The organism is Paracidobacterium acidisoli (genome assembly GCF_003428625.2).
Lineage (GTDB): Bacteria > Acidobacteriota > Terriglobia > Terriglobales > Acidobacteriaceae > Paracidobacterium > Paracidobacterium acidisoli.
In genome coordinates, this window is record NZ_QVQT02000001.1 from 509,860 (window position 1) to 524,394 (window position 14,535).

10 protein-coding genes are annotated in these 14,535 nt (G+C 61.4%); 7 read left to right on the forward strand and 3 right to left on the reverse strand.

What is annotated here, in order from left to right:
• Nucleotides 1-125: 125 nt before the first annotated feature.
• Nucleotides 126-1,556: a glutamine synthetase family protein gene (locus D0Y96_RS02205; protein WP_117297694.1), complete on the forward strand. Its 1,431-nt coding sequence runs from the start codon at nt 126-128 to the stop codon at nt 1,554-1,556.
• Nucleotides 1,557-1,662: 106 nt separating this feature from the next.
• Here D0Y96_RS02205 and D0Y96_RS02210 read toward each other — a convergent pair whose 3' ends face one another.
• A complete protein-coding gene (locus D0Y96_RS02210) occupies nt 1,663-2,694 on the reverse strand; it encodes a ThiF family adenylyltransferase (RefSeq protein ID WP_117297695.1) in 1,032 nt (343 codons plus the stop codon).
• Between the two features lie 114 nt (nt 2,695-2,808).
• Here D0Y96_RS02210 and D0Y96_RS02215 point away from each other — a divergent pair, with 114 nt between their 5' ends.
• The 5 genes from D0Y96_RS02215 (at nt 2,809) to D0Y96_RS02235 (ending at nt 12,793) form a co-directional block, all read left to right on the forward strand.
• Nucleotides 2,809-5,997: a POTRA domain-containing protein gene (locus D0Y96_RS02215; protein ID WP_215601605.1), complete on the forward strand. Its 3,189-nt coding sequence runs from the start codon at nt 2,809-2,811 to the stop codon at nt 5,995-5,997.
• Complete coding sequence (locus D0Y96_RS02220; protein ID WP_117297697.1) at nt 5,997-6,758, forward strand: peptidylprolyl isomerase; 762 nt, start codon at nt 5,997-5,999, stop codon at nt 6,756-6,758. The genes D0Y96_RS02215 and D0Y96_RS02220 overlap by 1 nt, the downstream gene beginning before the upstream one ends.
• Nucleotides 6,758-10,864, forward strand: coding sequence for a translocation/assembly module TamB domain-containing protein (locus D0Y96_RS02225; protein ID WP_117297698.1), 4,107 nt, complete (start codon nt 6,758-6,760; stop codon nt 10,862-10,864). Before D0Y96_RS02220 ends, D0Y96_RS02225 begins: the two co-directional genes overlap by 1 nt.
• 196 nt (nt 10,865-11,060) lie before the next feature.
• A complete protein-coding gene (locus tag D0Y96_RS02230; protein ID WP_117297699.1) occupies nt 11,061-11,813 on the forward strand; it encodes a BON domain-containing protein in 753 nt (250 codons plus the stop codon).
• Between the two features lie 107 nt (nt 11,814-11,920).
• Nucleotides 11,921-12,793, forward strand: coding sequence for a UbiA-like polyprenyltransferase (locus D0Y96_RS02235; RefSeq protein ID WP_117298006.1), 873 nt, complete (start codon nt 11,921-11,923; stop codon nt 12,791-12,793).
• 70 nt (nt 12,794-12,863) lie between these two features.
• Here the strand turns inward: D0Y96_RS02235 and D0Y96_RS02240 are convergent, their stop codons facing one another.
• Both D0Y96_RS02240 and D0Y96_RS20325 read right to left on the reverse strand, forming a co-directional pair.
• Entirely contained in the window at nt 12,864-13,202 is a 339-nt protein-coding gene (locus D0Y96_RS02240) for a CsbD family protein (RefSeq protein ID WP_117297700.1), read from the reverse strand.
• Nucleotides 13,203-13,352: 150 nt separating this feature from the next.
• Complete coding sequence (locus D0Y96_RS20325; protein ID WP_252263385.1) at nt 13,353-13,634, reverse strand: lmo0937 family membrane protein; 282 nt, start codon at nt 13,632-13,634, stop codon at nt 13,353-13,355.
• Between D0Y96_RS20325 and D0Y96_RS02250 the strand changes: the two genes are divergently transcribed.
• Entirely contained in the window at nt 13,621-14,445 is an 825-nt protein-coding gene (locus tag D0Y96_RS02250; protein WP_117297701.1) for a prephenate dehydratase, read from the forward strand. The two genes, D0Y96_RS20325 and D0Y96_RS02250, sit on opposite strands and share 14 nt — an antisense overlap.
• The last annotated feature ends 90 nt before the right edge of the window (nt 14,446-14,535 follow it).

Sequence of the window (14,535 nt, forward strand, 5' to 3'; positions counted from 1 at the left end):
GCGATACTCTGAAATGCAGCCGTTATCTCCGGAAAATGCCGCGTTTCAGGAAACCGCGAGTGGTCGCGGATATGCGGGATGACGTTGCGCCCGAAACCCTATCGAAATCTATTCAGAGGAGAAGCATGTCGACCGAACTTCGTAATTTCCTGGCGCTCTCGTACGAAGAGCTGGAGGAACTCAATCTTCAGGCAAAAGATCAGCGCAGGAGGCGCGTACCGGCAGATGTGGTCCGTGAAGAACGGCTGAAGTATCTGACGGATCAGAAAGGCATCAAGGCCGTCACGGTGCTGTTCAGCGACCTCGAAGGCCGCCTGCACATGCTGGACTACGACAAGAAGTTTCTGGTGAAGAGCTATGACAACCTCACCTTCGACGGCTCGTCGATCCGCGGCTTTACCGCGCAGCGCGAGAGCGATCTTCGCCTCGGCATCGACTGGAGCGCGTTCTACTTCGCGCCCGCCGACATCTTCGGCTCCGGCAAGGTGCTGGTCTTCGGTGAAGTGATCGACAAGAACGGCACGCCCTACACGGGCGATGTGCGCGGCGTGCTGAAGGGCTTTGCGCAGCAGCTGTTCGACGAGCAGGGCTACACGCTGAATGCCGCCAACGAGATCGAAGGCTTCCTGTTCAACGGCGTGGACGCGGAACGGCGCTTCCCGGAGACGGGCCGCTTCGATTACGTGAACACGGGCGGCTACTACCACTCCCTGCCGGGCGATCCGCTGCGCACCTTCATCGACACCACGGCGGAAGTGCAGCGCGCGATGGGCTTCGAAAACGAGAAGGACCATCCCGAGGTCGCGCCGTCGCAGTTCGAGATCAACTACGGTTATGGCGAAGTCGTGGCCGCCGCCGACCAGATCCAGATCTACAAGCTGATCTGCCGCCAGGTGGCGACGCGGATGGGCATGACGGCATCGTTCCTGCCCAAGCCGGTGGTGGGCGTGAACGGCAGCGGCATGCACACCAACATCTCGATCAGCAAAAACGGCAGGAACATCTTCTGGGAGCCGAAGGGCGAAGAGAAGCTGTCGGCCTTTGCGTGGAAGTTCGTCGACCGCATTCTGACGCACGGCAACGACATCTGCCTGCTGCTGAATCCGAGCGTGAACGCGTATCGCCGTCTCGATCCGCACTTCGAGGCTCCGAACCAGATCAAGGCCTCGGCCGTGGATCGCGGCTCGATGGTGCGCATTCCGATCGGCAACGAGAAGTCGTCGCGCGTGGAAGTGCGCTCGGTGGCTCCGGACGCGAATCCTTATCTGGTGCTGTACTCGATCTTCAAGTCCGGCCTGCACGGCGATCTGTCGAAGATCAAGAACCTGCGCCAGGCGGAGCGGTATCTGCCGGACAACATCTACACGGCGCTGGATAACTTTCGCACGGCAAACTGGACCTCGACGCTGCTGGGTGAGGACGTCAAGGCCCGCTATGCCGACCTGAAGCAGGCCTCGGCCGACCGCTGCCCGCGTCTGCTGGGCACCTACGTCAAGCCCTCGGAAGTGCAGTTCCACCACGAGGTCTACAACCAGTTCCTCTGGAACCAGTTCTGAGGACTGCGCGTCCAGCGATACGCGCCTTCGGCGCAAAGACAAAGGCCCGCTCCGGCGGGCCTTGCTTTTTACCCCTGTCCTTTTTCCTTCCTGTATCCGAACCGGTTTACGAGCCGATGAAGCGGGCGTAGAGGCTGCGCGCCAGCATCACGTCGGTGGTGCCCTGAATGATGGCTCGTCCATCGGCGAAGAGGGTGATGGTGTGCTCACCGCGGTCGAAGCGCAGCAGCAGGCTGTTACGGCGCACGGTTCCATGCGGGCGAAGGCGCGCTTCCATCTCGGCAAAGTCGATGGGGCGGGCGTGCTCGTGGATCTGGACGGAGTTGCGCCCGCAGAGGGTGATGTGCGGCCGGCCCTCGCCGCGCAGGTGAACGAAGTCGCGCCGACCGCAGACCTGGCAGCCGGCGCGGGGGCGGGCGGCGGATATTTCGGACCACTCATTCGTCCAGAGATCGCAGGAGACGAGCGAGCGGCGGAGCCGGTCGCGCGCGCCGGTGAGCAGCTTGAGCGCCTCGGTGACTTCGATGGAGGCGGCGAGATTGACGGCTGTGTTCAGGATGCCGGCAGTGTCGCAGGTCTCGACCGCGCCGCCGGGGGGCTCGGGGAAGATACAGGCGAGACAGGCGGTTTCGCCGGGCAGGATGTTCATGGTGACGGCGTAGGCGCCGATGGCGGCGGCATAGATCCAGGGCTTGCCCTGCTCCACGGCGTAGTCGTTGAGCAGATAGCGCGTCTGGAAGTTATCGGTGGCGTCGAGCACCAGATCGGCATCGCGAAGCAGGTCGTGAATATTGGCCGGAACGAGGTCGGCGATACAGGATTCGACCTGGACCTCGCTGTTGAAGAGGGCGATCTTCCGGCGGGCGGCTTCGGCCTTGGGCAGCGCCTCGCGGGCGTCCTGTTCGTCGAAGAGCACCTGGCGCTGCAGGTTGCTCTCCTCGACAAAGTCGCGGTCGATGAGCGTCAGGCGGCCCACGCCGGCACGGGCGAGCAGGCTGGCGGCGGCGGCTCCGGTGGCTCCCACCCCCACCAGGGCGACATGGGAGTGCCGGAGCTTCTGCTGCCCCTCAATACCGATACCCGGAAAGAGAATCTGCCGGGAATACCTCTCCTGCACAACGTGAGACTCAGTGACCATCTCTCAGTAGTATAGAAAGTTGTTGCATTTCCGGTGCGGACGAGGGACAAAAGACCCGCCCCTGGCATTCGCATCTCACTGGTTGCAGGCAAACGTTCAGGCACGGGGAATTTTTTGGTTTCTTTCAGGACACCAGGATATTGTCTTCGCGGCACCAGGCTCGGATTGCTGGCTTTTGCGTGCGTTTTCAGCGCCGGAGCGCAGGTTCAGGCCGCGAAAGGCCAGCCTCAGGCAGCCGCGGTCCCGGCATCCTCCGCGCAGGCGGCCACCGGAAACGGCCATGACAGCCTGCAGGGCTGGTCGGGGCTGACGGTCGCGGATATCCGCTTTGAGGGCGTCGACCGCGCGATACTCGATCCTCTGCCCGGCCAGCTTGCCCAGCAGCCGGGCATGCCGCTCGATCCCACCAAGGTTCGCGACAGCCTGCGGAACCTGTTTGCCACAGGCCGCTACAAGAGCATTGTGGTGGAGGGCACACGCCAGGGAAATCAGATCACGCTGATTTTTAACGGAACGCCGGCCGAATTCATCGGCCAGGTGACGATTCAGGGCGTGAAGGGAGACCGGCTGAGCAACCAGCTTCGTTATGCGGCGCGGCTTTCGGCCGGCACGGCCTTTAACGACACGAAGCTCAGCCAGGCGGACTCCGATCTGAAGCAGACGCTCGAGGAAAACGGCTTCTACCAGGGCACCGTCGCGAGCCGCGCCACCGACGATGCGGCCAACTCGCAGGTCAATGTGCAGTTTCAGGTGCATACCGGCAAACAGGCCCGCGTGGGCGATGTGCAGACGGAGGGCGACCGCGGCATGGATCTGAAGACCTTCCGGAAAAAGGGCAGGCTGAAGGAGGGATCGAAGGTCAACCGCGATACGGTGAGCCGCGCGCTGGCCGGGCTGCGCAAACAGTATCAGAAGAAGGAGAGGCTGGAGGCCGATCTGGCGATGCAGTCGAAGACCTATCAGCAGACGGCGAACCATCTGAACTATAAATTTACGGCGAATCAGGGGCCGGTGATCCGGATTCGGGTGAATGGCGCGAAGCTGAGCAGTGGAAAGATCAGAAACCTGGTGCCGGTGTATGAGGAAGGAAGTATCGATGAGGATCTGCTGAACGAGGGCACGCGCCGCGTTCGCGATTACTTCCAGCGCAGGGGCTACTTCCGGGTGAAGGTGGACCGGCACCGGACATCGGTGAGCGGCATCGACACGATCACCTATAACGTGACGCTGGGCGAAGAGTTTCAGGTGGATTCGGTTACGATCGCGGGCAATCACTACTTCAGCAGCGACATTATTACGCCGCGGCTGAATGTTCATGCCACGTCGCTGTTTGAGCGGCACGGGCTGTACAGCCAGGCGCTCGAAACCGGCGATGTGAATGCGATCAAAGGGCTCTACCAGAGCAACGGATTTACCCATGTGGAGGTGACGCCGCAGGTAAAGGAGACGACGGCGGGGAGCGGGTCGAAAAAGTCCGGGCATCTGGCCGTGCATTACGTCATCCAGGAAGGCGCCCAGCAGAAGATCGAAGCCTACCAGATCACCGGCGAGCAGAAGATCGACGTGAAAGAGCTGGAGGCGCTGCTGAGCACGCAGTCGGGCCAGCCGTATTCGCTGTCGAATATCGCCGCCGACCGCGACGCGATTCTCGGCTACTACCTGCGCCACGGCTACGACCATGCGCAGGTGACGGTGAAGCAGGATATCTCGCAGAAAGATCCGAACCTGATCGACGTGCAGCTTCATGTGACCGAAGGCGAGCAGCTTTTTGTGCGGCGGCTGCTGATCTCGGGCCTGCACTACACGCGGCCTTCCACCGTGCAGAACCGCATCCTGCTTCATCCGGGCGAGCCGCTGAACCAGACGGAGCTGCTGGAGACGCAGCGCCGCCTGTACGATCTGACCCTGTTCAACGAGGTCACGACGGCGGTGCAGAATCCGAACGGCGAGGAGCAGGAGAAGAACGTGCTGCTGCAGTTCCGCGAAGCAAAGCGCTGGAACGTCAGCTACGGCGTCGGCTTTCAGGCACAGACCGGCAATCCGCAGACGAACTGCAATGAGGTCACGCTGATTCAGCTTGGGCTCAATCCGAATGCGTGCAACCCCAACGGCAATACCGGAGCCAGCGCGCTGGTGGAGCTGGACGCATCGCGCATTAACCTGGGAGGGCGGGACCAGTCGATCAATCTGCGCACGGTGTATGGCTCGCTCGAGAAGATTGCGACCATGGTCTACTCCTGGCCGCATGTCTTCGATCTGCAGACCCTCGACTTTTCACTCAGCGGCGGCTACACCAACGCGCAGGACCTGACGACGTATGCCGCATCGCGGCTGGAAGGCAATGTGCGGTTCACGCAGCGGCGCAATCGCGCAAACACCTTCATTTATCAGTTCACCTACCGGCGGGTGAAGGTCGATGCGAATACGGTGCAGGTGGCTCCGAACGAGATTCCTCTGCTCTCCGAGCCTGTGCGCATCGGCGGGCCTGAAATCACCTGGGTGCGCGATACGCGGCGGCCTCAGCCGCTGGATGCGCATGCGGGCACCTACAACAGCATTCAGGAGTTTGTGGCCGAGCGGAAGTTCGCCTCCGAGGCGGATTTCAACCGCTTCGACTGGACCAACTCCTCGTATTACGCGCTGGGCAGCAAAAAAGATTATGTCCTGGCGAGGAATACGCGCTTTGGTTTTGAGCGCTCCTTCGGAAACGGCTCGTACGAGGCCATTCCTCTGCCGGAGCGTCTGTATGCGGGCGGCGCCGAGTCGCTGCGCGGCTTCCCGCTGAACTCCGCCGGGCCGCGCGATTCGGTCACCGGCTTCCCGATCGGCGGCGCGGGCGTCTTCATCAATCAGACGGAGCTTCGCTTTCCCAACCCGGTGCTGCCCTTCTTCGGCAACGCGCTGGGACTCGTCCTGTTCCACGACATGGGGAACGCCTTCAACAACTCGTCGGATATCTGGCCGAGCTTTCTGCGCACGAAGCAGCCGCACAGCTACACATGTAAAGACACGTCGTATGACGATCAGACCAGGGTCTCGCGCTCTTCCAGCACGAATGCCACGGGGACCTGCGACTTCAACAACTTTTCTCATGCGGTCGGACTCGGCGCGCGATATCACACGCCGATCGGCCCGCTGCGGCTGGACTTCAGCTATAACCTGAATCCGCCGATTTATCCGGTCGTGCTCACGTATTCAACGTGCAACGGTGAGCTGCCCCCGCCGGGCCAGACGGCAAACTGCCCGCACGTGGGGCAGGCGGGGCATTTCAACTTTTTCTTCAGCATAGGACAATCCTTCTGATGAAGCCGCTGCTGACCATTACGGCGATGTGCCTTCTGCTGCCGGGTGCGCCGTGCCTTCGGGCGCGAGCGCAGCAGCCTGCAGACAGCGGAAGCGAGCATGCCGCGATGCAGCCTGTAGTGCTCGACAAGGTGGAAGCGCTGATTCACGGGGATGTGCTGCTGCAGAGCGACGTGAATCAGGAGATGCGCTTTGCGGTTCTGGAGCCGGTGCGGATACTGCCCGGTCAGAACACGGCCCAGCGCGCTCTGCGCAGGCTGATCGACCGCTCTCTGATTCTGGACCAGATGAAAGACCAGCAGCAGCCCACTGCGACGGACAGCGCGAAGGTGGCGAAGGCTCTGGACGATCTGAAGAAGCAGCTTCCGGAGTGCCCGAAGTATCACTGCGAAACAGAAGCGGGATGGAAGGCGTTTCTTGCCGCCCACGGTCTTATGGAGCAGGAGGTGAGCGATCGCTGGAGCGAGCGGCTCGCGATCCTGCACTTTATCGACGTGCGCTTCCGGACGGGTATTCGCATCTCGAACGAACAGGTGGAGGACTACTATCGGAAGACGCTGCTGCCGGCTCTGCAGAAGGCCGGCCAGCCGGCTCCCGCGCTGAATGCAGTGGCGCCGCGCATTCAGGAGGTATTGCTGCAGCAGGAGGTCAGCAGCCTGCTGCAGGACTGGCTGAAGAGCCTGCGCGATGAAGGCAACGTGCAGATCGTGGACCCCGCCTATGCGGCGGCGGGCAGCAGCTCCGATGGAGACGACAACTGATGAGCACCAGGCCTGACTCCCCCGGTGCGGCGGATGCCGTTACGCGCAGCCCGTGGCGGCATGTGTGGCGCGTATGCCTGGTGATCGCGCTGATCATCGTCGCCGTCATCGGCGCGGCGCTCTGGTATGCAAGTACTCCGGCCTTTGAGGGCCGCATTCGCCATGCGGTGGTGGCAAAGCTGGAACAGACGACCGGCGGATGGGTGCAGCTCGAAGGCTTTCGCTGGAACCTGCTGCACCTCGAGTTCGAGGCCGACAACCTGACGATTCACGGGCTGGAGGGGTTCAATGAAGTGCCCTATGCCCACATTGACCGCCTGTTCGTCCGCGTAAAGATCATCTCCTTCTTCCGCGCGGAGATCGGGCTGAACTCCCTTGAAGCAGACCATCCGGTCTTTCACCTGATCGTCTACCCCGACGGCTCGACGAACCAGCCGCATCCGGCGCATCCGGCCGAGAGCAACGGCTCGGCGATCGATGAGCTCTTCCGCCTCGCGATCGATCGCACCGAGGTGCGCAACGGAATCCTTCTGCTGAATCAGCAGGCCATTCCTTTCAACCTGTCGGCGAACAATCTCGGCGCGGTGGTTACATGGTCGCCGCTCACCGATCATTATCTCGGCACGATTGAGGCAGAGGACATTACCACGCAGCGAGGACGGCAGCCTGCGGTGCACTCCCGGCTCGATGTGCAGGCGGATCTCTCCAGGAATGCCGCGAAGCTGAACTCGCTGCGGCTGCAGAGCGGCTCGTCGCTGCTGACGGTCTCCGGCACGCTGCACGACTTCGCGCATCCGCAGTGGGAGATGCAGGCCGCAGGGACGGTCGATATTCGCGAGGTGGCCGCGCTCACGGAGGTTCCAGGACTGGGTGAGGGCGTTGCCCAGCTGAAGATTCAGGGGCATGGAGACAAGAGCACCTGGTCGATCGACGGCAATGCCGGCGTAACCAATGCGTCGTACCGCACCAGCGATGTTCATGCCTCGGGCGCGCAGGTGCAGACGGATCTTCACTTCACGCAGGATGAGCTGTCGCTGCCGCATCTGCGGGTCGTCCTGGCCGGCGGAGGCGCAGTGCAGGGAGAGCTGCATCTGCTGCAGTGGGACAGCTCGACGGAGCAGCAGGGGCTGATCAAGGTAAAAGTGCTGCGGATGCCGCTCACCACCATTCTTTCCGCGGTCGCTCCGGCAGGCTATCGCGATCTGGGCTTCGATGCGGCGGCGACCGGCGACGCGGGCGCGCAGTGGAAGGGCGACGCATCGAGCCTGGTCGTCACCGCTGCCGTGAGCCTGAATCCCCTGCATCCGCAGCGCGAGACCGCTCAGTCTCCGCTGTATGGAACGGTCAACGCGCAGTACCAGCAGAGGACCGGCAAGGTGAATATCCGCGAGCTGGCCGTGCAGACGGCGGCCTCGCGGGTGAACATCGCCGGAGTGCTGGGCGTATATCCGCTGGAGGCTGCTTCGGAGGTGCGGGTTCAGCTCGAGACGAGCAATCTGGGCGAGTTCGATAAGACGCTCACCGATCTGGGCGTCTCGGCCAATGGCAAACAGGGAATCAAAGTCGTTCCCGCGGAGCTGCACGGCAGCGCACAGTTTGAAGGAACCTTTTCCGGCAGCCTTGCCGAGCCAGATATCCAGGGCAAGGTACACGCCACGGATTTCAATGCTGTTCTGCCCGTTCTGAAAAAATCTGCCGATGCAGAGAAGGCCGAGGCCGCGGAGCCGGTGAGTGAGGAAGCGCCGACGCTCCACTTCGATGAGCTGACGGCGGAAGGCGAATACTCTCCCGATCAGATCACCGTGCAGTCGGCGATTCTGCTGCGCGGCAGCTCGAAGATCACGGTGTCGGGAGAGCTGGCGTCGCATCACGTCGGACGGAGACTGACGACGTGGGACGAGCATTCGCATCTGCAGGCTGAGGTGCAGGTGCAGAACGCCGCCGCGGGCGATCTGCTCCATGCCGCCGGAGAGAATCTGCCCGTCTCCGGAACGGTCAGCATGGAGGCACATGCCACCGGCGAGCTGGACCATCTGAGTGGAAGCGGCCATCTCTCGGTCGCGGGCGGAGCGATTTACGACGAGCCGTACCACAGCCTCAACGCCGATCTGCACATCGCAGGAGAGGAGATCGATATCGGCCATCTGGTCTTTCTGCAGGATGGCGGAAAGCTGACCGGCGGCGGCGGATACAACATCGCATCGAACAGCTTCCAGTTCGCGACCCAGGGAAGCGGCTTCGATCTGGCGAAGATGAACCGGCTGAAGAGTGCGAAGTATCCGATCAGCGGCGTGCTGGCCTTTAACGCGCACGGCAACGGCACACCGCAGGCGCCTGCGGTCGATGCCACGCTGCACGTTACGGGCATCAATATGGCGGGCGCGGCTACGGGCTATATCGACGCCGACGCGCACACGCAAAATCGCCTGCTGCTGCTGAAGATGACGGCGCACCTGAACTCGGCGGTGATCGAGGCGAGCGGACAGACGGAGCTCTACGGCGATCTGGAGACGCAGGCGAAGCTGACGGTGGCGCAGTTCGATGTGGACCCGATTCTTCGTGCGTTCAACATGAACGGCATCGTGGGGCATTCGTCGATCGGCGCGACCTTCAACGTTCACGGGCCGCTGCAGCACCCGCGCCAGCTGGACGGCGATGCATTGATCAGCCAGTTCTCCGTGGCGCTCGAAAATGTTCCGCTGCAGAGCGACGGGCCTGTGCACGTGAGACTGACGAACGGCGTGGCGCACCTTGACCCGGTACACATCACGGGCGAAGATACGAATCTTCACGCACAGGGATCGCTCGGATTATTCGACGAAGCGCGCGCGCTGCACGGCCATGCGAACGGATCGATCAGCATGACGCTGGCTCAGACGCTCGACACCGATCTGATCTCATCGGGCCGCATCGATTTCAATGTCAACGCGGCGGGCACGGCAGCGGACCCCAGCCTGACCGGCCAGGTAAAGTTCACGAACGTGAACATCTCGCTTGAGGGGTATACCAACGGCCTGAGCCGCATGAACGGGGTGCTGGCCTTCGATCAGGACCGGCTGGACTTTAAGGATGTGACGGCATATAGCGGCGGCGGTCTGATCAAAGTGGGCGGATTCCTCACCTATCAGCATGGCCTTTATGGCGATCTGACCGCGACCGCTCACGATGTGCGCATCCGCTATCCGCAGGGCGTGACGTCGGCGGCGGATATCAAACTGCGGCTGCAGGGCACGCAGAGCAGCATGCTGCTGAGCGGCTCGGCGACGGTGACGCGCTTTTCGATCAGCCAGCAGCTCGATCTCGCGGCCCTCAGCTCAGCGACGGGAACCGTTTCGCTTCCGACGAATCCGGATACGCCGACGAACAGAATCCGTCTGGATATTCACATTACCTCCGCGCCGTCGCTCGACTTTCAGAACTCGTACGCCAAGCTGGCGGGCGATGTGGATCTGCGGATACGCGGCACGATTGCGCAGCCCTCCATCCTCGGCCGCGTAACGATTACGGAGGGAAGCGCGACCTTCGCCGGAACGAGGTATGAGCTGCAGCACGGCGACATTTACTTCAGCAATCCCATCCGCATCGATCCGGTGATCGACCTCGACGCCATGGCGCACGTGGAGGATTACGACATCACCATCGGTCTGCACGGAACCGCTTCGCATCCGACGCCGACCTTCCGGTCGGAGCCGCCGCTCTCCGAGCAGGATATTTTCTCGCTGCTGGCGATGGGGCGCACGCAGGAAGAGCAGCAGATCTACAGCTCGGAGCAGCAGTCGGCCGGAGTGAACTCCACCGCCGATGCGCTGCTGGGCGGCGCGCTGAATGCGACGGTCAGCAGCCGCATTCAGAAGCTCTTCGGCGGGGGCAGCGTGAAGATCGATCCGACCTTCGTAAGCGGAACCGGCAACGCCACGGCGCGCATCACGGTCGAGCAGCAGGTCTCGAAGAACGCGACGCTGACTTATGCGACGAACGTGAACTCCACCGCCGAGCAGCTTATTCAGGGAGAGTTTCGTCTTACGGAAAACCTTTCCGTGCTGGCGGTGCGGGATGAGTCCGGAGTATTCAGCCTTATTTTTAAGCTACATCGACGTTATCGCTGATTACTTTCTCCTGTGTTCCACGTTGTGGCCTGTTTATGGTATCTTCACGCCTGTCCCTCATTACCGGGATATGGATTCTTCAACATCGTGCATCCAAACCAGGGGAAAATGTGTCTTTAGCAGATAGATAGGCTGTCTTCAGCAAGTATGCAGGCAGTATGTATGGTGAAGCTGGCAGCCGGGGAGAATGATTACGATGAAAAGAAAGTTCTTTGTACCGCTACTGGCCGCCGTTCTTTCGCTGGGAGTTTCTGCAGCCTTCGGGCAAAGCGACAGCCAGTTACAGGCTTCCGCGCAGAAAGCCCTGAACGGCTCGAAGATGAAGAATGTTCAGGTTTCTGTCCAGAACGGCGTAGCTACGCTCAGCGGCTCTGTCGATGTCTTTGATCTGAAAGAACAGGCCGATCACAAAATTCACCGCATCAAAGGCATCAAGGCAGTCGAGAACGATATTCAGATCGCAGGCCCGGAAGTCTCCGATCAGGAGCTGCATCAGAAGCTGCTCAGGGCGATTGAATATGACCGCGTGGGCTACGGCACCACAGCGTTCAATGCGATCGGCGTCAGCGTCAGCAACGGTGTGGTCACACTCAGCGGCCACGCCTACGGTCCTGTGGACGCGGACTCGGCGGTCGCGGTGGCGTCGAACACCAAAGGCGTAAAGGATGTGGTCAACGATATTCAGGTCGACCCCGTTTCGCCGATGGACGATCGCACGCGCATTGCTGTCTTCCGCTCCGTGTACGGATTCCCCTCGCTGAACAAGTACGCCATGGACCCGGGCAAGCCGATCCGCATCTCGGTGCAGAACGGCAATGTGACGCTCTATGGCGAAGTGGACAGCCAGGCGGATAAGGATGCTGCCGGTATCCGCGCCAATTCCGTGCCCGGCGTCTTCCACGTCAGCAACCAGCTGAATGTCGCAGGCAATCAGCCCGAGAAGAAATAACTGCCGGCTTCCCTTTCGACGCGGCAGAGGCCCGGTCAGCATGCTGGCCGGGCTTTCTGCTGTCTGCCGCTCTCGAAAGCGGGCATCGACCGCTACACTGGATGTATATGTCTTTGCTGCGCAGTATCGGCATTACGCTGGAGATGATCAAGTGGGAGCACTCCGTCTTCGCGCTTCCCTTCGCGCTGACCGGAGCCATGCTGGCCGCGCATGGATGGCCGGGCACATCGAAGGTGCTGTGGATCATCGTGTGCATGGTGACGGCGCGCTCGGCGGCGATGTCCTTTAACCGCCTGGCCGATGCGAAGCTCGATGCCGACAACCCGCGCACGAAGATGCGCGCCATTCCCGCCGGGCAGCTCTCGCGCGGCTTTGCCGCGGGCTTCACCATCGTGATGTCGGCGGTCTTCATTCTGGCGGCTGCGCAGCTGAACCGCATGACGCTGCTGCTGTCTCCGCTGGCTCTGGCCATCATTCTGCTGTACTCGTGGACCAAGCGGTTTACGCAGCTCTCCCACTTCGTTCTGGGGCTGGCGCTGGGCATTGCGCCCTCGGCAGCGTGGATCGCCGTGCGCGGCTCGCTCGATCCGCGGGTGCTGATTCTGACCGTCGCGGTGCTGCTGTGGGTGGCGGGCTTCGATCTGCTTTACTCCTGCCAGGATGCGGAGCACGACCGGGCGGTGGGGCTGTTCAGCGTGCCGTCGAGCTTTGGAGTCGCCGCGGCCTTCCGGCTGGCGCGCGTACTGCACATTGCGATGATCGGGCTGCTGGCGTGGCTGGTGATTCTGTTTCACCTGGGCAGCGTGGCATGGATCGGCATCGGCATTGTGGCGCTGCTGCTGCTCTACGAGCATATGATCGTCTCGCCGGCTGACATGCGCCGGCTGAACGCGGCCTTCTTCACGATGAACGGCGTGATTTCCGTGGTCTTCTTTTTGTTTGTCGCAGCCGATCTGCTCTTTCATCGCGGCATGCGCTGAAGCATGCGAAAAAGAAGGCTCGCAACATACATTGCGAGCCTTTCCATGGAGTGTTGCGGGGGGAGGAGTTTCAGGCGGAGCGCCGTATGTGCTCTCGCTCTTTGTGCTCGTCAATCTTTTCGTTCACGTGATCCTTTGCGTCCTTCGTGCGGTCGACGATGTTTTCGCGAGCCTCATTCGCATGCCGCTCATGCTCATGGCGCGCATCATCCGCTTCGCTCCGGACAGCATCCTTCACATTTCCCCAGGTCTCTTTTGCGGCGCCTTTCACCTGGTCGGCCACGCCTTCATTCGCCATCTTCTGATTTCCAACGGCCTCGCCCACCTTCTGCTTTACGCGTCCGCTTACCTGATCGACTTTTCCACTTACCTGATCATCGACTTTTCCACTTACCTGATCCTTGTTCATGGGTTACATCTCCCTGGGATGGCACAACTGTTTGGACAAACGTTGAGGTTTACGGACCTGTGGCTCAGCGATTGCGCGAAGCAACCCTGAGACCATCAGGCCCTCTTCCTTTCGCGCTTCTCTGCCGGATACCGGTGAGCGCGCCTGCGATCACACGACCGATCTGCGACCGGTGATCAGCTGAATGATCAGCACAACCAGCGCGACGACGAGCAGCACATGGATATACCACGCGACGATGTGAAACCCGATCAACCCAACCAACCACGCAATCAACAGAATGACAAAAAGCGTCCAAAGCATTTCTTTTCTCTCCTTCTGTTTCTGTTCTGTCTGCACCCTGACGATGTGGTAAGGTGCCTCTTTGACCGCTTCTGGTTGCCGCACGGTAAAATTTTTCAGTAAGCCCATTGAATCCATGTCGATTGCCATTCAGGGAGAACTCGGCTCCTTCAGCCACGAAGCCGCATTAAAGATGAATCCGCAGGCAACCATTCTTCCCTGCTCTCTTTCCGCGGAGGTATTTGCCGCGGTCGAGCGAGGCGAAGTGGAGGGCGCGGTTATCCCCATCGAGAATTCGCTCGCCGGCTCTGTCTCCGAACACTTCGACCTGCTGCTCCGGCACACGGTCGCGATCGAGCGCGAATCGCTTCTGCGCATCCGGCATAACCTCATCGCCCTTCCCGGCTCGACGCTCGGAGATATCCGGCGGGTAAGCTCGCATCCGGTGGCGCTGGCGCAGTGCCGACGCTTCTTCGAAGAGCACTCAAAGATCACGGCCACGCCGTTTTACGACACAGCCGGCAGCGTGAAGCAGATGATGGAAGCAGGCGACCGCAGCATGGCAGCCATCGCCAGCGCGCAAGCTGCCAGCCAGTATGGCGGCGAGATCGTGCTGTCGGGGATCGAAGACGATCCGGAGAACTACACGCGCTTCTTTCTGATCCGGAGACGGGACCGGCTGCAGCCCGATGCGCATCCCGACAAGGTCAGCCTCGCCTTCGCCGTGGAGAACCGTCCGGGAACGCTGGTGGCGGCGCTCGAGGTCTTTGCCTCGCAGGGTACGAACCTGATCAAGCTGGAATCGCGTCCCGTACCGGGACGGCCGTGGGAGTATGTCTTTTACGCCGACTATCAGCTCTCCGACCCGGAGGCGGCTGATGCTCCGCTGAAGCTGCTGGCCAGTCACTGTTCCATGGTGCGGGAGCTGGGGCGCTACCGTGCCGCCGCAGGCGCTGTCTGAGATTCATCCACGTGGCTTTGTTTTCCGGGCTTTTGTTACTTCGGGCGGCGCCGTTGATTTCGCCACAACGTCTGCCGATATGAACACTGG

What these genes read in the sequence shown, in the direction of transcription:
- D0Y96_RS02230 (WP_117297699.1), top strand. Translation starts at nt 11,061, where the DNA reads ATGAAAAGAAAGTTCTTTGTACCGCTACTGGCCGCCGTTCTTTCGCTG.
- D0Y96_RS02210 (WP_117297695.1), bottom strand. Translation starts at nt 2,694, where the DNA reads ATGGTCACTGAGTCTCACGTTGTGCAGGAGAGGTATTCCCGGCAGATT.
- D0Y96_RS20325 (WP_252263385.1), bottom strand. Translation starts at nt 13,634, where the DNA reads ATGGCAATCGACATGGATTCAATGGGCTTACTGAAAAATTTTACCGTG.
- D0Y96_RS02240 (WP_117297700.1), bottom strand. Translation starts at nt 13,202, where the DNA reads ATGAACAAGGATCAGGTAAGTGGAAAAGTCGATGATCAGGTAAGTGGA.
- D0Y96_RS02235 (WP_117298006.1), top strand. Translation starts at nt 11,921, where the DNA reads ATGTCTTTGCTGCGCAGTATCGGCATTACGCTGGAGATGATCAAGTGG.
- D0Y96_RS02250 (WP_117297701.1), top strand. Translation starts at nt 13,621, where the DNA reads ATGTCGATTGCCATTCAGGGAGAACTCGGCTCCTTCAGCCACGAAGCC.
- D0Y96_RS02205 (WP_117297694.1), top strand. Translation starts at nt 126, where the DNA reads ATGTCGACCGAACTTCGTAATTTCCTGGCGCTCTCGTACGAAGAGCTG.
- D0Y96_RS02220 (WP_117297697.1), top strand. Translation starts at nt 5,997, where the DNA reads ATGAAGCCGCTGCTGACCATTACGGCGATGTGCCTTCTGCTGCCGGGT.
- D0Y96_RS02225 (WP_117297698.1), top strand. Translation starts at nt 6,758, where the DNA reads ATGAGCACCAGGCCTGACTCCCCCGGTGCGGCGGATGCCGTTACGCGC.